The following is a 17,925-nucleotide window of genomic DNA, read 5'->3' on the forward strand; positions in this document are numbered from 1 at the left end:
TAATCGAACGTTAGAAAAGGTCAAAGGGCAAAGGGTGAACAAACAATAATGTGTTTGCTATCGTAGGAAGGGTGAGGAGGGAGGCATTAGCGAAAAGGAGGTTCAAACAAGCAAAGTGCTTTTTTATTTTTGTTATTGCACTTGCTTCGATTACTGAATGTGCAGGCTGTGCTTAGGCAACCACTTCCTGGATCAGGCAATAACCACGATTGCGCACGGCACGAAACAGTCGTTCACCATTGCTGGCACTTTTGAACTTGTCTTGAAGACGGCTCAGGCACATTTCCAGCCCGCGATATTGTTCCGGTTCCCGGCCGATGCTGAGGATCAGTTCGTCACGACTGACGACGCGTTCTTCATGGTGCAGCATCTTTCTGACCAGTGCGGTTTCAAGGCCGGTAAGGCTGATCTCGACACCTTCCTTGACGAGTGCGCCCTGATCATTGTCCAGATGCCAGGCTTCTGTGCAGGGAACATTGCCTTCAATGGAACCGGTATCTTCTATTACCGGCGAGTTCTGGAATGAGTTCACCGATTGTGCTGCCAGCCACTCGGATTCGAGTGTGGCCAATATGCGCTGTGTATCATGTTCAATACTGCGAGCGACGCTTTTCCTTGTGCCGCGTGGGTAAGTGAACTCCATGAGCGTGGGAGTGGAAGAGGGCGAAGCAACACCTTCAACAAACATTTGTGCCCGGGACGTACCGAACGAATTGAAACGTTCACTGGAGAGGATGCTCTCGAGTTCACGTTGCGACGCTGAGTTATTGGTCACGACAACAAAATATTTTCTTGGGAGGGTTGTACTGGTTTCCATGTCTCTCTCCTGAATAACGCACCAAATTTGGCTAAAAGGTAATCGGCAGACGAGTTATAACGCGCTCGGAATAATCGACAGGCAGGGTCTGGGCCCAATTATGGCCCGCGACAAGTTCCACTGGGTCTGCTTTTAGAGTAATGATTTATTGTTATGTTTAAGTGTTGCAGCGCTCATTCAATTGACAGCTTTTTATTGGATGGATATTGCAAATAAAGCGGTGAGACCGTGGATTGTTGAAGCGTTGCATCAGACGTTCCCTCGTATGCTGCAATGGTGATTTCCCTGATTCAGGCGGTTGAGATCAACCCCCTCATCAGACGGTAGCCATACCCGCGAATGCTCTGTATGGCGTTCGTACCGTACACGTCCTTGATTTTCCCACGCAAGCGGCTGATGGATTTTTCCAGCGCGCGAGGGTCGTAGAAATGCGTGTTGAGCCCCATGATGCCGGCAATTTCGTCATGGCTGAGAATGTGATTGCTGGTTTGCGAGAACGCTTCCAGGATCTTCATCTCGGCAAAGGAAATGTCCAGTTTCTTGCTGGTGTCGGAGAGGCAGATACGGGTCGGGTCCAGTATCAGATCAATGTCACGCAGCCATTCTTCACTGCTGAAGAAATCCCCCAGCAACTCGCCACCTTCTTCGGAAAGGGTATTGAGCTTGATACAGAAGTCTGCGCCGGCAAGATGGTATTTGATCTTGTTATGGGCGCCGCGACCGGTAATCACCGCACAAATGATTGGCTTCAAGTTCTCGGTGCGCAGGTTCTCCACCAGCGCCAGATTGTCTTCCAGTGCTTGCGGAGTATCGATGACGATGAAAATGGCGCGATAGGCGCCGTGATATTCGTTTGGCTGATATGAACTAGTGAAAGAGTCGGCTTCCAGTGCCAGACCGGACTGCACATGCTGGGCGATTAGCGTTTTGAAGTGTTCGGCCACAGCACGGGTACGCGCCAGGGCAAGAACACCTGGCGCGTCGTTTGTCTGGTGCGAGCTTCTAGTCGCTAAGTTCCCTGTAAGCATCATGCCTTGACTCGAAAAAGTGCGGACATCGGGATGTTAAAGCACCGGTTCTCATCTGTGACTGACAATTGGTAACATTCGCGCGATTTTTAGACGTGGCTCCCGAGTTTTTTAACAATAATTAAGCTTTTCAAGCTTTTAGTTGATTTTCTCGGAGTGCTGAACTAACGAAACGAGCGTCGTTAGATAGTGGCGATGTGCAATGGTGCCACTATTTTGTAATTATGGCGACCGATTTTTATGTCCTATGGCCAGTATGGTTCGTCGCCAGAATCAGGGGGAGTGTGAGGTGGGTCACATTTTAAGGGCTGAAGGTTATTTTTGCCACTAAGTGAACAAGTTCACAGACGGACGATTATTAACATGGCTTGAGTGTGTCTTTTGATAAGACCTATTCTCCGTCACCGAATCGGGCAAGGGGCGTTGATCTGCCAATTGTTTAATTTCAGATACCCAATGCCTGAGTGCAGTTGACCGACCGCTCTTCAAGAGCGTTCTGACGGAGGATTAATGGATTTACTGACCTTGTTCAAGGTGTTGGTTTTAGGGGCGGTAGAAGGTCTCACCGAGTTCTTGCCCATCTCCAGTACGGGCCACCAGATTATCGTTGCCGACTTGCTCGATTTCGGTGGCGAACGCGCCATGGCGTTCAACATTATTATTCAACTGGGCGCCATTCTGGCCGTGGTCTGGGAGTTCCGTCCGAAGATCTTCGAGATCGTCAAAGGCCTGCCGACCCAACGCAATGCGCAACGATTCACCGTTAATCTGCTGATCGCATTCTTTCCGGCAGTGATTCTCGGCGTGTTATTCGCCGACGCCATTCATCATTACCTGTTCAACCCGATCACCGTGGCGGTCGCACTGGTGGTGGGCGGTATCGTGATGTTGTGGGCCGAACGGCGCAAACACGTGGTGAGTGTCGAACATGTCGACGACATGGTCTGGTCCGACGCGCTGAAGATCGGTTGCGTACAGTGCCTGGCGATGATTCCCGGCACCTCGCGCTCCGGCTCCACCATTATCGGCGGCCTGCTGTTCGGTCTGTCGCGCAAGGCTGCCACGGAGTTCTCGTTCTTCCTGGCAATGCCGACCATGGTCGGTGCGGCGGTGTATTCCGGCTACAAGTACCGCGACCTGTTTCAGGCAGGCGACCTGCCGGTCTTCGCCCTGGGCTTCGTCACCGCATTCGTGTTCGCGATGATCGCCGTACGCGGCTTGCTCAAGTTCATCGCGAACCACAGCTACGCCGCGTTCGCCTGGTACCGGATCGCGTTTGGTTTGCTGATCCTGGCGACGTGGATGTTTGGCTGGGTGAACTGGACAGAAGCGGCGGCCTGATCACTGACTGCTGATCAGCGCGGCGATGGCGAGGTCACTCAACTCCGTATCAGGCAATTCCTGACGAAAACGCTGCAAGGCCGAGCTGAAATACGCGGCTTGCAGCATGCCGTCGCTGGCGAGGAAATAACGTGCCGCTTCTATTTCCTCTACCGAATACACACGTTTTTTCAGTCCGGAAATGTCCGACATCCCGTCGACCGTGACCATCGTCGTCGTGAAAACCAGAAATCCAGACATCTGGGTCGATTGAAAGGGGCCATCTCCCCCCTCACCGCATCCCTTCGCGAAATCGCAGGAGGCGTAGGCGTTGGCATAGAGAGTCGAGAGTAAAGCGAGGAGGGTGAAACGCTTGAATAAAACGCGGCTGAACGCGGGCATAACCAAAAGACATCCTGTCAGTACAACAAAACACCGGGCAACGCTCATTCGTTGCCCGCACGCTCAACGCATCGATCAACGACCCGCCAGCAACTCCGCCGCCTGATCCAGCAACGCCAGCGGATCCTTGGCCTTGTGAATATCCACCGACAACAACTGCCGAAACTTGCGCGCCCCCGGGAACCCGGTGCCCAGGCCCAGCACATGGCGCGTGATGTGATGCATCGCCCCGCCTGTCGCCAGATGCGCGGCAATATAAGGTCGCAGCTGCGCCAACGCCTCGGCCCGGGTGATCACCGGCGCCGAACTGCCGAACAACTGCTGATCCACCTCGGCCAGCAGATACGGATTGTGATAAGCCTCACGGCCCAGCATCACACCGTCAAAGGTCTGCAAATGCTCATGGCAGGCCTCCATCGTCTTGATCCCGCCGTTCAGAATGAACTCCAGCTCCGGAAAATCCGCCTTCAACCGCGCCGCCACGTCATAACGCAGCGGCGGAATGTCACGGTTCTCCTTCGGCGACAACCCCTCCAGAATCGCAATCCGCGCATGCACCGTAAAACTGGTGCACCCGGCATCCCGTACCGTGCCGACGAAATCGCACAGCTCTTCGTAGCTGTCCCGCCCATTGATCCCGATCCGATGCTTCACCGTCACCGGAATCGACACCGCATCACGCATCGCTTTCACACAATCCGCCACCAACTGCGGATGCCCCATCAGGCACGCACCAATCATATTGTTCTGCACCCGATCACTCGGGCAGCCAACGTTCAGATTCACCTCGTCGTAACCGTGCTCCTGCGCCATGCGTGCGCACGCGGCCAGGTCCAGCGGAACACTACCGCCCAGTTGCAGAGCCAACGGGTGCTCGGCTTCGTTGTGACGGAGGAAACGTTCGTGATCGCCGTTGAGCAGCGCGCCGGTGGTGACCATCTCGGTGTAGAGCAGGGCGTTTTTCGACAGCAGGCGTAGGAAGTACCGGCAGTGACGGTCAGTCCAATCCATCATGGGCGCAACGGAGAACCTTCTAGACAGCGTAGAGCCTGTGTTTGTTGGGTATGTAGCTGAATTCTGTACCATTTTGCTCTACGTGTTCTAAGCCGGTTTCAGGGGGTAAATAGGCGTTTTCTGAGGTCGGTTGGTACAATGTACCAACCACTTTTCAAATTGTACCAGTTGACTATGGCCACGATCAGAGCACGGAAACGCACCGACGGCAGCACCAGTTACACGGCACAGATACGCCTGTTTCGCGATGGTGCGCAAGTTTACCAAGAGAGCCAGACCTTCGCCCGAAAACAGGCCGCACAGGCTTGGGTACGTAAAAGAGAAACCGAACTGGATGAACCAGGTGCGATCGAGCGGGCGAACCGACCGGGTGCGACGATTAAGGAAATGATCGATCGGTACTTGGCCGAGATGACCAAGGCGCGCCCTCTCGGGAAGACGAAGCTCGGCACGTTGAAGGCGATCAGCGAATGCTACCTGGGGAAGTTGAACGACAGAGATGTAAGCAGCCAGCACCTGGTCGAATACGCGTTATGGCGCATGGGCAAGGAGGGCGGGGGCGTTCAGCCTCAAACCGCCGGCAACGATCTCGCACACCTGGGTGCGGTTCTCTCGATAGCTCGGCCCGCTTGGGGGTATGAGGTGGATCCGCACGCAATGGCGGACGCCCGCCGAGTGTTGAAAAAGCTCGGTTACAACATGAAAAGTCGCGAGCGCGATCGCCGGCCCACCTTGGAAGAACTCGACAAACTGCTGACGCACTTTCGGAGTATTCAAAGCCGTCGTCCGACTTCTATCAACATGCTAAAGCTGACTGGATTCGCGTTGTTTTCCACGCGTAGGCAAGAAGAGATTACCCGGATCCGGTGGGATGACTTGGATGAAGCAGGCCATCGGGTTCTGGTTCGTGACATGAAGAACCCTGGGCAAAAAATCGGTAACGACGTCTGGTGTCATTTGCCGCCAGAAGCATGGGAGATCCTTCAGACCATGCCTAAAGTGTTGCCTGAGATCTTTCCTTACAGCGCTGAATCCGTGTCGACGTCCTGGACAAGGGCCTGCAAAATCCTGGGCATTGAAGATCTGCACTTTCACGATCTGCGCCACGAAGGTGTCAGTCGTCTTTTTGAAATGGATTGGGATATTCCGCGTGTAGCAAGCGTGTCGGGCCATCGAGATTGGAACTCGATGCGCCGCTATACCCACTTGCGTGGGCGAGGGGATGTTTATGCAACATGGGAGTGGCTCGAGCGAATCCTGCAAGCCCCCATAAAGTTGGGCGCCAAAACGTTGAAGTGAGGCAGTAACTGCACGACATGGAACTCAGATGTTTATGCTGAAAAAGAGCCGACCACAGGCTTGGACATTATTGAACAGTGGCGATAGGAGGTATGTTGAGGCGACGCATTCGATTATCAGAGTGGGAAATCCAAACTGATACTCACCATGTCTGTAACGGAATTACATCTTTCCACCCCCTAGACATAGGGGCGTCGGATGGCGGGTAACCGCTTTGGGATTTTGGTGGATTTTTGTGACGAGTTACTAACAGCCACTAGCTGCGATTTGGCACCGGCAGCAATCGGCCAAAAGCAGTCATTTATAGTTGGGAAGATTCAACTGATGGAGTTAGCTGGTTTCGATCAAAGTGTTACTGACTGAACCAATAGATCACCGAGATAACTGTCGCGCCCCATATAACACATAGACATACGTGTAAAACGACGAAAAAATTTTCTTTCATGGAAAAATTGTAAGGCTCAAATGGCGGATCAATCAGGCTCTCCTACAACGGGCCCTCACTTTCCCAATGAGCGATTCCCAGTAGGTTTTCGCAACAGCCCTTGCTCTGCAACCATAGGCGTACATTTGCATACATCTGTCGAGATTTAGTCTCCAAATGCTGAACCTCCAGATGGTGTTAAGAGATTAATAGTTGAGCAACGTTAATGTCACCACAAACTCGCTCCCGTTGCCATCTCCAGCACTGTAGCCGGTAACTGTGCCACCGTGAGCTTCGACCAACTCTCGCACCACTGTCAGACCAATGCCCAGGCCCGCCCCGTTAAAACCCACCGCATGGACGTCCTGCACAAAAGGCTCAAAGATGAACGGCAATGCCTTAGCGGTAATCCCAATGCCGGTATCGCGGATGTTTATCTTCATCACTCCGTCCTCGGCGGTCACCGAAAGGCTGACGGTACCGCCCGCAGGGGTGTACTTGGCAGCATTGCCCAGCAAGTTGCCAAGAATTTGAGTCAAGCGCATAGGGTCACCCTTCACCATCAATGCGCGTTCAGGCAGTACCGCGCTAAATTGCAACTGGTGAGCGATCATGACGGGTGTGCAGATGTCTATAGCGTCATGGATGATCTGAGTCATATCGACATTGCTGCAATCGAGGTGAAACTTGCCAGTGCTGGCACGGGCGATGTCGAGCAAATCCTCCACCAAACGGGACATATGCTTCACCTGACCTTCGATCAGCTCCTGCATGCGCGGCAGTTCCTCACTCGGCACGCGTACCAGACGACCCGCTATCATGCTGATGGGCGTCAATGGGTTGCGCAGCTCGTGGGCTACAATTGTCAGGACTTTGCGTTGCTGATCCAGCGCGAGTTCGGCAGCCGCCTGCAGGTGTTGTGCGCTGAGCGTTGCGATCACCAATTGCTCGTTGGCTTCGCGCATTTCCAGGTACAGCCGCTGCTCTTGCTGTTTGCGCTCTGGTTTTTCTGCATCGGACTGCGCCAAAAGGATCGCCAGGACCAATTGCTGATTGGCCTCGATCAGTTGTTCGAGCTGCAGGTTATCGGCAAGCTGTGTGTTGGCGTCGTTTAGTTCCTTATGAAGCGCCGCAAGCACCGCGCGGGCCTCGACAGTTTTCTGGCCAAGCAGGAATAGTTCTCTAGCGGCGGTGGCTAGCGCCTGCTTGGTCTTGCCATTGGCCTCATTCATGATGGTTTGTTCACCCGTCGTCTTTGCCCACGCGCCTGGTAGGTCGTCCGCCGAGCAGGCCTTCCTGATCCGACAGCATTTCGCCAATCTGTAATCCGTTATCGTCAATCTGGTACAAACGCAGTTCATCGGAATGAGCACTCGCACGCACTTTGACGACGGCCATGATGCGCAATAAACGGCTCTCTACTTCAATATAGCGCTGGACGATGATGGCGTCGGTGAGAAATGCCGTGCCGTAAGGACTGAAACGCAGGTCGGTATAGCGATCTTCCAACTCCGAGGTCATAAGCACGCTGACGCCGACGCTCGTCAGTGCCGTGACCATTCGCGACAGGGATTCACGGAAGTCTTCGCGGAAGGTTGGGGCCAGTGCCAGTTCGAACCCCGACAATGAGTCGATGACCACGCGGGTCGCGTTCAATCGGGTAATTTCGCCCAACAACAAGTGTACGATTTCATCGATGGACAAATCAGGGGCACGGCTGTCGACCAGCCCGACCTGGCCGCTCTGAATTAGCGTTGCTAGGGTCGCGTTCTGCGAATGATTGGGCCGTTGTTCGAACACCGCAATCACGCCGGTTTCGCTATTGCGCGCGCCTTCGGCAAGGAAGGTGGCTGCCAGAATGCTTTTGCCCGATCCCGACGGCCCGGCCACCAGCAATGAGTAACCTCGAGGCAGACCGCCCCCCAGCATTTTGTCGAGCTGCGGCACGCCCATTTTCAGACGCTGAAGCGGAAACTCCAGTGGCGCTTCAACAGGGTTGAATGCGGCCGGCGCGAAGACCTTGATGCCCGAGGAGGCGATGCGGAAGGTGTGCAACCCCGGCAAGGTCGGCTGGCCACGCATCTTCATGATTTCCATCTTGCGCACCATAGAGTTGCGCTGAACACTCTGACGCAGCCAGATCAGGCCATCGGCCACGGTGAAAATCGGGTTGGTCTCAGTTTCGGTGAAGTACTCGCCAATCAGGAAAGTCGTCGCGTGCCAGGTGGTCATCAGCATGCCCAGTTGCTGAATGAACTGTGGCAGGTTGTTGTTGGGGTTGTTTTGGGTCTGGCTGGCCAGCACCACCGAACGGAACGAGTCGACAAACACCAGCGCCGGTGAATGAATCTCTACTTCGTCGACTATCCGGCGTAACACTTCGTCCAGATTTCCGGCCAGCGTGTCGTCAGCCAGGTTGATGTAGCGGATCGAGCGGTTAAACGCTTCAGTGTCGAAAAAGTCGAATTGCTGCTGGTAGCGCAGCATTTTGAGCGGCGGCTCGCCCAGTACTGTGAAGAACAATGCGGGGCGCTCAGGTGTTGCCAGGGCAAACATCATTTGATGGGCCAGGGTGGTCTTACCGCAGCCGGGCGGGCCTGCAATCAGGTTGAACGAAAACTCCGGCAAACCACCGCCCAGCACCTCGTCCAATCCTGGCACGCCGGTGGCCAGTCGGTTGATAGTCACTTTGGTGCTCATGGCGATTTTTCCTGCGAGGGGGTGTTGCTCAAAGGAGGCTCCCACACGTCGCGAAGCAGCCTTGCGGTGAGCGAGGGCCCGATCAGAGTGGTGAGTAATTCATAGAAGGTGGTCAACATCACTTCACCGAAGAACAACGCATCGTCTTCGCTTTGTTCAAGTAGCGCCTGCTTGAGAGCAGTCAGATCGAACGAAACCTGTGCCTGATCATAGATACCGGCCAGGCGCGGATTCCGGGAGGTGCACAAGAGGAGGCTGCGCCGATAGAGCGCAGCCCCGCCTTGGTGACCAATGATGGGTGTGAGGGCGGCGTCCATACCCTGCAAGGTTGAAACAATCGCTTGCGCGATCGCTGCGATGTCAGCGTTGGCGCCAATCCGGTGCGCCAGAAAAGCTACAATCTGGCGGCTCTCTTCGCTTAGCGCGGACATGGCTAAATGGTTTCCGATGGACAGGGTTTGATGGTACACCCTATTTTTGACGTGGAGCGCTTATCCAGACACGGCATACCAATTGCCGTCCATTACGATGGACGAATGAGTTTTTAAGTTTAAGTGACCGCCTGGGTTCAAAAGCTGCCTCCTGTGAACGACTGCCTCTGGCCCAGAGTGTGTAAAAACTCCAAAACCTGCTCGGATGATTAAAAATTGCCCCCAAAATGCACATTGCCGCATCTGTCCGGCGTCAGTAGGATTCGGTCATCACTGACATAAATGGATGTGTATATGGAAAGCATGCCGAGAATGGAAATTGAGCGCGTTGCGTATCAAGAGTTTTTAACTCTTTGGGAACGCGGAGCGTTCGATAATCAGCGCTTAGGCCAAGCGTTCTATAACCATTTTCGGCTTCATCGTCTGAGCGACCAAACGCGCCTGTTCGGTCTTTATGAAACTGACGGAGACAAGGCCATGACCGCGATCTCCCGCCTGTTCCAAATCTGATAACTCCGACTCCGCGTTTCGCGAGAGCAGGGTCAGCCTTGGGTCAATAGTCGCCTCTCATAGGAGACTGCGTTGGCTCAGAGTGTGTAAACGCTTTTGCGAACCCTTGCTATGATTTCTGAGGATTTCATCGCAGGGATCGCCCATGAAGCGCTTTATCCAGGGTGAACATCGAGGCCAAGGCACCTTACTTCCCGAGAGCCTCGACGACTACGTCAGCGATACCAACCCGGTGCGCGTAGTCGACGTCTTTGTCGACGAACTCGACCTGGTCAAACTGGGTTTTGAAGGTGCCATTCCAGCCGATACTGGCCGGCCTGCTTACCATCCCGCGATCCTCCTGAAGATCTACATCTACGGCTATCTGAACCGCATTCAGTCGAGCCGGCGCCTGGAGCGAGAAGCCCAGCGTAACGTCGAACTGATGTGGCTGACCGGCCGCTTGATGCCCGATTTCAAGACCATTGCCAACTTCCGAAAAGGCAACAGCAAGGCCATCCGAGGCGTCTGCCGCCAATTCGTGGTGCTGTGCCGGCAGTTGGGATTATTCGGAGAAAATCTGGTCGCCATCGACGGAAGTAAATTCAAAGCCGTCAACAACCGCGACCGCAATTTCACCAGCGCCAAACTAAAGCGGCGAATGGAAGAAATTGAATTGAGTATTAATCGATATCTGACTGCGCTCGACAAAGCCGACCAGCAAGAACCCACAGCTCCCGAGCCCAGCACCGTGCGGCTGGAAGAGAAAATCGCTAAGCTGAAAACTCAAATGAAGGAGCTTCAGGCGATCGAAATCCAGCTCAATGAATCGCCCGATAAACAGGTCTCACTGACCGATCCAGACGCCCGCTCCATGATGACTCGCGGCACTGGAATCGTCGGCTACAACGTGCAGACAGCGGTCGATACCCAGCACCATTTGATCGTTGCGCATGAGGTTACCAACGTCGGCTCCGACCGCGATCAACTCAGCTCGATGGCCAAGCAGGCCCGCGAAGCGATGGCGCCAAAAGTGCTGTCGGTAGTGGCTGACCGAGGTTACTTCAAAAGCGAAGAAATCCTGGCTTGTCACGATGCCAACATCACCGCCTATGTGCCCAAGCCGATGACCTCCGGAGCCAAGGCTGACGGGCGTTTCAATAACGATGCCTTCATCTATGACGCGGCAAAAAACGAATACATTTGCCCGGCTGGAGAGGCGCTGATCTGGCGCTATACCAACGTTGAAAAAAGCCTGACGTTGCACCGTTACTGGAGTTCGAAATGCCGGGGCTGCGCCATGAAACCGCAATGCACTCCGAGTACGGAGCGGCGAGTACGGCGCTGGGAACATGAAGCCGTGCTGGAGGAAATGCAGACCCGCCTGAGCAACGCGCCGGAGATGATGCGAATCCGAAAACGGACTGTTGAACATCCCTTCGGGACGCTCAAACAATGGATGGGCACGACACACTTCCTGACCCGAAAGCTTAACGGGGTGAGTGCAGAGATGAGCCTGAATGTGCTCGCCTACAATCTGAAAAGGGTTATGAAAATCATCGGCACCACAGGCCTGATGAAAGCGTTAACGGCGTAAAAACCGGTCTTTACACCCCGGCCAAAGGACTTAAGAGGCTGCTGAGCCGTTTTAACTGTTCCCGAAAACGTCGTGACCTTGATCAGTTTGCGAAACGTGAGCACGGTCTCCTGGCGTCGATATAGAAACCCAATCTGACGTTTTTACACACTCTCGGCCGGCAGCGGTCGGTCGTTCAAAACACTTAAAAATTACTGATTGCTAAAGCAATCAAGATCCAAAATTGCTCACTCGGTCGAAGGGACGGATGTTTTGCTGCCCAAGCGTATTAGTTCATTGGAGAAACACAGGCCGACTATGATCAGTATCGCTCCCGCGTAGAGGCTTTCTCGCGGTACTTCGTTGAGCGCCACAAACGCCAGCAGCGCGGCGAACAGTGGCTCGGTCAGCTCCAGCGCTTGCACTTGGGATGGCTTGAGATACTCGATGGCCTTGGTGGTGCAGAAGAAGCCCAGGATTGTTGGCAGCGTGGCCAGCGCTAGCAGCACGGCGATCGCGAGCGGCGACAGCTCGCCTATCACGAAACCATCGGCCGCTGCCGGCATCAGTAAGTACAGGCTACCAAAGAACAACAATTGCCGGGTGAAGTGCATCCCCCCCGACACCCCCATACGCTTCATGGCGACTGAAAAGGCCCCATAGCCGGAGCCGGCCATGGCGGCGAGCGCAGCACCCTGCAGGGTAAAGCCTTGCTGCAGGTCGCCGCCGAAGATCACCGAGATCCCCGCGATAGCCAGTGTGGCACCCACAGTAGCATTCGCGGTGATCGCATCCTTGAGGAAAATGCGCCCCAGAACGATCGAGGAAATTGAGGCGCTGGCCATCAGCACCACCACCACACCTGCCGCAGCGTAGTGTCGATAGGCGGACGTTTCGAAATGGAACAGCACAAAGATGCCAAGGAATGCGCAGATAGCCGCCTGAGTCCATTTGGTCGACGCCGCCGGGCGCTTGAGGAAAAACAAAAGGATCGAGAGAAGCACGCAACCCAGTACGGTTTTGATGACAGCAACACTGCTAGCGGTAAAACCATTACTCATGAGTATTTTGCTGAGTACACCGATCGTTGCGTTCAGTGCCGCAGCGGAGAGTGCAAATATGACGCCTTTCCTGAAAGTAGACTGCATGGATGACGATCCCTGTAGCTGAATGGTCGTTCGATGAATGCCGCCCTGGATCGACGGCGCAAAGTTTGAGGGCACGAGGAGCCCCCCCAATCCAAGTAGAAGGCTATTCGCCTTCTTGTTGCCAGAGGTCAGAGGGCCTGGCCCTTGGCTATGCAATATGAGTTGACGAATGTTGCAGTGTGCTGCAAAGACTGACGTATATCCGGTTTGGCTATTCCATGCTTGTTGGCAAATTGTTCGACCGCCGCTGTATCAAAACGAGTGGTCTGGATAAAGTCCAAGGCTTCGGGTTTTGTATTCAAAAACCACGCGACGGGAGGAATGCTCAGTAGCAACTTCAGCAATCGGAGTGAAATGTGATGCTTGGGAGACTTTAAGCCCAAAGGTTGTGCCACCTGAATCAGGAGTTCCCGCAAGTTTGGAGTTTGGTCATCAAGCGCCAGCAGTTCCTGGCCCACCATGGCAGGATCAAAAGCACAAACTGCCACCAGCTCAACCAGGTAGTCCACGGTTACCAGTGGCAGCCAGTGTTCGGCGGTACCGGGCACCGCCGTCAGCTTTCCCTGCACAAGGTTGCGTATCAGCTCCACCAGCGGCTGACCGTCAAGGATATGCCCTGTGCGGCTATGGCCACAGACGGTCGAAGGGTGGACAACGGTAATCTCCCCACCCTTGGCGGACATGACCTCCAGCGTCGCAAAATGCGCCTCCAGCTTGCTTCCCTCGTAACCACCGACACGCCGGTAGACGGCAGACCAATTCGTCAACTCCGGATGACGAGGATCAATTCCGATACGTTGCAGATGTTCATGATTTTTCAGCATGTAGCCGCCGATCATCACTAAACGGCTTTTTTGCTCAGTCGCTAACAGCGCCACGCGCTTTGCCCCTTCTACGTTCACCGCACGAGAGTGCTCCACTGAGAGCCCCCATGCGAAGTGGGCGCCCAAGTGGAATATAACGCTGGCGTGCCTCAGCACTTCTCGGTCAGCAACACTCAGCCCGAGGTTGTCCCGTTCCAGATCGCCAGCTACGGCAAATACCCGGTTTGCGCATCCTCCCAAATTATCAACTTGCTCGCGCAAGGCTGCCAATCGCTCCGGGCGACGCATCAACACCCGAATGGTATGACCTTTTGCACTCAGGTTCGCCACTAAATGTTGACCGACGAAGCCAGTCCCTCCTGTGACAAAGCACTCCACGCTCATTTCTCTGTTCCTTGTTGACGGTGAGAAATCAAGCGTAAACTATCGACCCAACTCTACAGTCAAGCGGTGTTTTCATGAAAATCGGCGAACTCGAAACCCGTAGCGGGGCCAGCCGCCATACGCTGCGTTACTACGAGCAAATCGGCCTGATTTCATCTGTACGGCAAGTGAACAACTATCGCGTTTACACAACGCAAACTCTGCAGGATCTGGACTTTATCCAGCGCGCGCAAAGCATGGGTTTTTCCCTAGGGGAAATAGGCGAGATTCTGGATGCGCAGCGGAACAAGCTGATCGATTGTGCTGAAGGCGCGCAGCTAATTGAAAAGAAGATGGCAGAAATCAAACAGAAAATCGCCAACCTCCAAAGCATTTATCGGTATCTGGATGAAGAGCGTGTAACCCTAGAAGCCAGTGCTGCCAGGCAACTTGAGCTTCAGCAACTGAGCAACTCTTCCAATCATTAAACCTGCACGCTTTACCGGCGCATCACGGTGACCATTCCTGGCCGATTTCTTCCAGTCACGATGGGCGGAAATCGGCCAGGAGCCGACATTACAACACAACAAAGATCTTTGGCTGTTTCTGCGATGTAGGAGACATTGCTGCCGCACTGAAGCGATGCAGCCGCGCCGTTTAGGACTCGCGTCAATATCAAGGAGAGGTCGACCACACGGCTAGCTCATAGCCATCGGGGTCGATGAAGTGGAAACGGCGACCACCCGGAAACGAGAACACTTCACGACTAATGGTCGCACCCGCTGATTTGATCCTTAGCTGGGTTTGCTCAAGATCATCCGCATATAGAATGATCAAAGGTCCACCCGTACGTACTGACTCTCCAGTAGTGAATCCACCCCTCATGCGTCCGTCGCTGAACTCGGTATAAGTCGGGCCGTAGTCAACGAAACTCCAGCCGAAAATGCTTCCGTAGAAGGTCTTGCTTCGATCGATGTCAACGACATTGAACTCGATGTTGTCGATCTGACGGTCTTTTCCTTGCATGCCCATTGTCGCTTCCTTAGTTGATTGGGAGAAGCGAGTTTAGGACATTTGGCTATTCAAGCGATAAAGCAGATGTCGATTACCGTCGCTACATCATGATTGACCGCCATGGGGCGAAAACGCCCATCCACGAATGACTGCTCCTGGCCGATTGCTGCCTGTCTCGAAGGGCTGCAACCGGCCAAAAGCAGACACAAAACCTTTATCACCTACCCACTGAATAACTGGTTGTGCATAGACACCGTCACCCGGGGGGATCAGCACTAGCGTGGCCTACGAAACCGACCCGGTACTGGCACCTCCGCATGCCCTTACTTCACCTGCGCCTCCTCCAACAGCCAATGCGCAAATGCCTGGATGGGCGCGCGGCTCAGCTTAAGGGGTTCGGGTAACACGAGACAAAAGGTCTTGGCGACATTCTTCTCCTGCGGCCATGGCGCAACCAGACGGCCTTGCGCCAGCTCCGCTTCCACATACAGGCGCGGTACGAGTGCCACACCGAGACCAACCAGTGCGGCCTCAATTAACATCGCATGCAAATCGTAGCGCGCGCCCATCGCCGGGTTGCTCAGGACAATCCCGGTTTCCTGGGCATAGCGCTGCCACGCATCCGGGTTCTGTCGTCGGTGTAATCGCGGCAGTGAATCCAGAACCGTTGCCTGCTTGCCCTGATTCAGGAGGGCAGGGTGACAAACCGGAATTAACACCTCGTTCAACAGGCGGTGCGTGTGCATGCCTGTCCAGGCCGGGTGCTCAAAATGGATGGCGGCATCAAAGCCGCTACCGGCAAGTACGAACGGTTCCATGCGTTCCGAGAGGTGTACGCAGATATTTGGGTGTTGCTGGCTAAAGCCAGACAACCGAGGGATTAGCCAGCGCAGGGCAAAGGTTGGGCTGACGGCGATATCCAGGCTTGCGCCGTTTCTGGGCTGGCCCATCAAATACTGGCTGTCCCTGTCGAGGCGGTCGAGTAGTTCGCGCACTTGCGCCGCGTAGCGCTCACCGTTAGGCAAGAGCCGCACGCGGTTGCCAACGCGCTCGAATAGGGTGACGCCCAGAAAGGCTTCCAGGCGGCCTATCTGCCGACTAATTGCGCCCTCGGTCAAGGCCAATTCGTTTGCGGCACGGGCGAAGCTGCCATGGCGGGCTGCTGTTTCAAAGGCAATCAGTGCTGCGTTACTAGGAAGCTTTCGACGCATGGTCTTTCCTGGAGTCAAGACAGCCACCTTGATGTTTAGTCACTAAAGGGTGCCGAAAAATCGTTTTATGGGTCATTACCGTGCCACTAGCATGATGGAACATCAATCCGTGAAGTGACTCTATGATTTACACAGTCGAATGCAACTACGCTGACCCCGCCAGCGAAGCCGAGTGGAATGGGTTTTACAGCCTGGAAAAACTGCCGGCGCTGATCTCGGTGAGCGGTTTCAGCTCCTCACAGCGTTTCAAAGCCTTGAGCGGCACTTGCCCGGCCTACCTGGCTTTACATTCAGTCGATACGCTTGCCGTATTGCAGAGCGACGAGTACCGCCAAAAAGGAGGTGGCAATTTTTCCCGCTGGCAGTCGCACATCACTGATTGGAAACGCAACCTCTATGCCGGGCCGGACCGGGTAGTTGCCGTGGGCGCGAACGAGTTTCTGTTGGTCAGTGAACAAGGCCCTCATGTGCTGATTGAGTTAGGCCTTACGCCTTTAGCGCTGCACGCCGTTGCTTTGGACAAGACTCCTGCACACCGCTGGCTGGCCAAACTGGATTGCGCTCAGGCCAGGGCCAGCGATCTGCAGGGGCTGAATGTATATCGCGCCATGACCGTGCAGTTACAGTCATGAGTAACGTGGACATACATCGCTGGAGACTTCGCAGCCAGCAAGTTGGCGAGTTTTCAATCACCGCCATCAGCGATGGCTACTTGGGGGCGAGCCTGGATTTTCTCGCCAACATCGCGCCAACGGAGGCACTCCGACTTCAGTTAGCCGCCGGAATCAGCGAGCCAGCGTCGATCCATATCAATTGCTATCTGGTACGTGGGCGTGGCCGAACGATTCTGATCGACGCCGGCGCCGGCGGATTCAATCAATGGGGCGGCGAGTTGCTGGCCAATCTTGCATTGGCCGGCGTGCAACCCGGTGACATAGATACGATTCTCCTTACTCACGCGCACCCCGACCACATCGGTGGCTTGTTGAACGCAGCGGGAGAAATGGCCTTCGCCAATGCTGAGTTGGTTTTGCATCAGCGAGAGCTAGCGTTCTGGGAGGACGATGGCCACCTTGGTCAGGCCAGTGAGCGCGCGCGTGGAAACTTTCTGTTTGCACGAACGGTGTTCGAGCGGTACCGGAAAAACCTGCGCCCATTCACCGCCAATGACGTCCTGCCGGGCATCAGTGCGATACCGTTGCCTGGGCATACCGTCGGGCATTGCGGCTACCGCTTCGAGTCCGCGGCAGGCAGCCTGTTGGTGTGGGGCGATATCGTTCATTTTCCTCAGATTCAGATTGCGCGCCCCGACGTCACGATTGCCTTCGACCAGGACCCGCTGCTATCGGCAGCCACGCGAACGAGGCTGCTGGATGTTGCCAGTTCAGATAATTTGATGGTCGCTGGAATGCACATAGGCACGTTCGGCTTTGCTCATATCAAGCGCTTCGGTAACACCTACGCCATTGCTTACGAAACGTGAGTCAAGTACGGGCAGCAAACTGTCTTTCGATAGTTTTTCTTCGCGCCTGAAAACTTGCCAAGAACGCTAAAGGGGGTACATTTTTTTGCATAACTCTGACGTCCGCTTCTGGCCGATTGCTGCCCATCAGTAAGCGTAGCAACCGACCCAGGCACGTCATAGGGCATCCGTTGATGTTCGCAGTCACCTGATCGTCTTCGCAGGATGCGGAAATGGTTATGTCACCGGTTTTAAAACGTTTTATCCTGAATTTTCCTTTCGATGATCGAACTCAATTCCCGAAGCGGATATTGGGCATGCATCCGGATGGATTTGCAGTCTCGCTCATGACTGAATGCTCCAGCGTCTGTGAAGTGCTGGACAAACCCACAGTAACGGCAGC

At 54.6% G+C, this 17,925-nt stretch carries 18 protein-coding genes; 7 read left to right on the top strand and 11 right to left on the bottom strand.

Annotated elements, in window-relative coordinates:
- Positions 1 to 172: 172 nt before the first annotated feature.
- Entirely contained in the window at positions 173 to 817 is a 645-nt protein-coding gene (locus J5M72_RS20715) for a helix-turn-helix domain-containing protein (protein ID WP_207866930.1), read from the bottom strand.
- Between the two features lie 290 nt (positions 818 to 1,107).
- Positions 1,108 to 1,848 carry a winged helix-turn-helix domain-containing protein gene (locus J5M72_RS20720; protein WP_207866931.1) on the bottom strand — a complete coding sequence of 247 codons (741 nt, stop codon included), beginning with the start codon at positions 1,846 to 1,848 and terminating at the stop codon, positions 1,108 to 1,110.
- Between the two features lie 507 nt (positions 1,849 to 2,355).
- On the opposite strand from J5M72_RS20720, the gene J5M72_RS20725 reads away from it, so the two are divergent.
- Positions 2,356 to 3,186 carry an undecaprenyl-diphosphate phosphatase gene (locus tag J5M72_RS20725; protein WP_207866932.1) on the top strand — a complete coding sequence of 277 codons (831 nt, stop codon included), beginning with the start codon at positions 2,356 to 2,358 and terminating at the stop codon, positions 3,184 to 3,186.
- Here the strand turns inward: J5M72_RS20725 and J5M72_RS20730 are convergent, their stop codons facing one another.
- Positions 3,187 to 3,567: a DUF2388 domain-containing protein gene (locus J5M72_RS20730; RefSeq protein WP_243433410.1), complete on the bottom strand. Its 381-nt coding sequence runs from the start codon at positions 3,565 to 3,567 to the stop codon at positions 3,187 to 3,189.
- 75 nt (positions 3,568 to 3,642) lie between these two features.
- Positions 3,643 to 4,653, bottom strand: a complete 1,011-nt coding sequence (gene dusA / locus J5M72_RS20735) for a tRNA dihydrouridine(20/20a) synthase DusA (protein ID WP_207866934.1) — start codon at positions 4,651 to 4,653, stop codon at positions 3,643 to 3,645.
- 102 nt (positions 4,654 to 4,755) lie between these two features.
- Between dusA and J5M72_RS20740 the strand changes: the two genes are divergently transcribed.
- Positions 4,756 to 5,880: a site-specific integrase gene (locus J5M72_RS20740; protein ID WP_207866961.1), complete on the top strand. Its 1,125-nt coding sequence runs from the start codon at positions 4,756 to 4,758 to the stop codon at positions 5,878 to 5,880.
- Positions 5,881 to 6,510: 630 nt separating this feature from the next.
- Here the strand turns inward: J5M72_RS20740 and J5M72_RS20745 are convergent.
- The 3 genes from J5M72_RS20745 to J5M72_RS20755 are packed head-to-tail and all read right to left on the bottom strand — an operon-like array spanning position 6,511 to position 9,435.
- Complete coding sequence (locus tag J5M72_RS20745; RefSeq protein ID WP_207866935.1) at positions 6,511 to 7,536, bottom strand: ATP-binding protein; 1,026 nt, start codon at positions 7,534 to 7,536, stop codon at positions 6,511 to 6,513.
- Between the two features lie 10 nt (positions 7,537 to 7,546).
- Positions 7,547 to 9,004 (bottom strand): ATPase domain-containing protein, encoded by a 1,458-nt coding sequence (locus tag J5M72_RS20750; RefSeq protein WP_207866936.1) that lies wholly within the window; start codon positions 9,002 to 9,004, stop codon positions 7,547 to 7,549.
- Positions 9,001 to 9,435, bottom strand: a complete 435-nt coding sequence (locus J5M72_RS20755) for a hypothetical protein (protein ID WP_207866937.1) — start codon at positions 9,433 to 9,435, stop codon at positions 9,001 to 9,003. Before J5M72_RS20755 ends, J5M72_RS20750 begins: the two co-directional genes overlap by 4 nt.
- Positions 9,436 to 9,729: 294 nt before the next feature.
- Here J5M72_RS20755 and J5M72_RS20760 point away from each other — a divergent pair, with 294 nt between their 5' ends.
- Positions 9,730 to 9,945: a hypothetical protein gene (locus J5M72_RS20760; RefSeq protein WP_207866938.1), complete on the top strand. Its 216-nt coding sequence runs from the start codon at positions 9,730 to 9,732 to the stop codon at positions 9,943 to 9,945.
- Positions 9,946 to 10,090: 145 nt separating this feature from the next.
- A complete protein-coding gene (locus J5M72_RS20765; protein WP_207866939.1) occupies positions 10,091 to 11,521 on the top strand; it encodes an IS1182 family transposase in 1,431 nt (476 codons plus the stop codon).
- A gap of 227 nt (positions 11,522 to 11,748) precedes the next feature.
- Here the strand turns inward: J5M72_RS20765 and J5M72_RS20770 are convergent, their stop codons facing one another.
- Together J5M72_RS20770 and J5M72_RS20775 are read right to left on the bottom strand one after the other, a co-directional pair.
- Positions 11,749 to 12,648, bottom strand: coding sequence for an EamA family transporter (locus tag J5M72_RS20770; protein ID WP_207866940.1), 900 nt, complete (start codon positions 12,646 to 12,648; stop codon positions 11,749 to 11,751).
- Between the two features lie 128 nt (positions 12,649 to 12,776).
- Positions 12,777 to 13,856 carry an SDR family oxidoreductase gene (locus J5M72_RS20775; protein WP_207866941.1) on the bottom strand — a complete coding sequence of 360 codons (1,080 nt, stop codon included), beginning with the start codon at positions 13,854 to 13,856 and terminating at the stop codon, positions 12,777 to 12,779.
- A gap of 74 nt (positions 13,857 to 13,930) precedes the next feature.
- Here J5M72_RS20775 and J5M72_RS20780 point away from each other — a divergent pair, with 74 nt between their 5' ends.
- Positions 13,931 to 14,323, top strand: a complete 393-nt coding sequence (locus J5M72_RS20780; protein ID WP_207866942.1) for a MerR family transcriptional regulator — start codon at positions 13,931 to 13,933, stop codon at positions 14,321 to 14,323.
- Between the two features lie 187 nt (positions 14,324 to 14,510).
- Here J5M72_RS20780 and J5M72_RS20785 read toward each other — a convergent pair whose 3' ends face one another.
- Positions 14,511 to 14,867, bottom strand: a complete 357-nt coding sequence (locus J5M72_RS20785) for a VOC family protein (protein ID WP_207866943.1) — start codon at positions 14,865 to 14,867, stop codon at positions 14,511 to 14,513.
- A gap of 305 nt (positions 14,868 to 15,172) precedes the next feature.
- Positions 15,173 to 16,060 (bottom strand): LysR substrate-binding domain-containing protein, encoded by an 888-nt coding sequence (locus J5M72_RS20790; protein ID WP_207866944.1) that lies wholly within the window; start codon positions 16,058 to 16,060, stop codon positions 15,173 to 15,175.
- Between the two features lie 122 nt (positions 16,061 to 16,182).
- On the opposite strand from J5M72_RS20790, the gene J5M72_RS20795 reads away from it, so the two are divergent.
- Positions 16,183 to 16,692, top strand: a complete 510-nt coding sequence (locus J5M72_RS20795; protein ID WP_207866945.1) for a sugar ABC transporter — start codon at positions 16,183 to 16,185, stop codon at positions 16,690 to 16,692.
- A complete protein-coding gene (locus tag J5M72_RS20800; protein ID WP_207866946.1) occupies positions 16,689 to 17,543 on the top strand; it encodes an MBL fold metallo-hydrolase in 855 nt (284 codons plus the stop codon). Before J5M72_RS20795 ends, J5M72_RS20800 begins: the two co-directional genes overlap by 4 nt.
- Positions 17,544 to 17,925: the final 382 nt, after the last annotated feature.

Source organism: Pseudomonas sp. 58(2021), from assembly GCF_017491585.1.
GTDB classification, from domain to species: domain Bacteria; phylum Pseudomonadota; class Gammaproteobacteria; order Pseudomonadales; family Pseudomonadaceae; genus Aquipseudomonas; species Aquipseudomonas fluorescens_BT.

Excerpts from the sequence above, each read along its gene's own strand:
- J5M72_RS20715 (WP_207866930.1), bottom strand. The coding sequence starts at position 817 with ATGGAAACCAGTACAACCCTCCCAAGAAAATATTTTGTTGTCGTGACC.
- J5M72_RS20720 (WP_207866931.1), bottom strand. The coding sequence starts at position 1,848 with ATGATGCTTACAGGGAACTTAGCGACTAGAAGCTCGCACCAGACAAAC.
- J5M72_RS20725 (WP_207866932.1), top strand. The coding sequence starts at position 2,356 with ATGGATTTACTGACCTTGTTCAAGGTGTTGGTTTTAGGGGCGGTAGAA.
- J5M72_RS20730 (WP_243433410.1), bottom strand. The coding sequence starts at position 3,567 with ATGCCCGCGTTCAGCCGCGTTTTATTCAAGCGTTTCACCCTCCTCGCT.
- dusA (WP_207866934.1), bottom strand. The coding sequence starts at position 4,653 with ATGGTACAGAATTCAGCTACATACCCAACAAACACAGGCTCTACGCTG.
- J5M72_RS20740 (WP_207866961.1), top strand. The coding sequence starts at position 4,756 with ATGGCCACGATCAGAGCACGGAAACGCACCGACGGCAGCACCAGTTAC.
- J5M72_RS20745 (WP_207866935.1), bottom strand. The coding sequence starts at position 7,536 with ATGAATGAGGCCAATGGCAAGACCAAGCAGGCGCTAGCCACCGCCGCT.
- J5M72_RS20750 (WP_207866936.1), bottom strand. The coding sequence starts at position 9,004 with ATGAGCACCAAAGTGACTATCAACCGACTGGCCACCGGCGTGCCAGGA.
- J5M72_RS20755 (WP_207866937.1), bottom strand. The coding sequence starts at position 9,435 with ATGTCCGCGCTAAGCGAAGAGAGCCGCCAGATTGTAGCTTTTCTGGCG.
- J5M72_RS20760 (WP_207866938.1), top strand. The coding sequence starts at position 9,730 with ATGGAAAGCATGCCGAGAATGGAAATTGAGCGCGTTGCGTATCAAGAG.
- J5M72_RS20765 (WP_207866939.1), top strand. The coding sequence starts at position 10,091 with ATGAAGCGCTTTATCCAGGGTGAACATCGAGGCCAAGGCACCTTACTT.
- J5M72_RS20770 (WP_207866940.1), bottom strand. The coding sequence starts at position 12,648 with ATGCAGTCTACTTTCAGGAAAGGCGTCATATTTGCACTCTCCGCTGCG.
- J5M72_RS20775 (WP_207866941.1), bottom strand. The coding sequence starts at position 13,856 with ATGAGCGTGGAGTGCTTTGTCACAGGAGGGACTGGCTTCGTCGGTCAA.
- J5M72_RS20780 (WP_207866942.1), top strand. The coding sequence starts at position 13,931 with ATGAAAATCGGCGAACTCGAAACCCGTAGCGGGGCCAGCCGCCATACG.
- J5M72_RS20785 (WP_207866943.1), bottom strand. The coding sequence starts at position 14,867 with ATGGGCATGCAAGGAAAAGACCGTCAGATCGACAACATCGAGTTCAAT.
- J5M72_RS20790 (WP_207866944.1), bottom strand. The coding sequence starts at position 16,060 with ATGCGTCGAAAGCTTCCTAGTAACGCAGCACTGATTGCCTTTGAAACA.
- J5M72_RS20795 (WP_207866945.1), top strand. The coding sequence starts at position 16,183 with ATGATTTACACAGTCGAATGCAACTACGCTGACCCCGCCAGCGAAGCC.
- J5M72_RS20800 (WP_207866946.1), top strand. The coding sequence starts at position 16,689 with ATGAGTAACGTGGACATACATCGCTGGAGACTTCGCAGCCAGCAAGTT.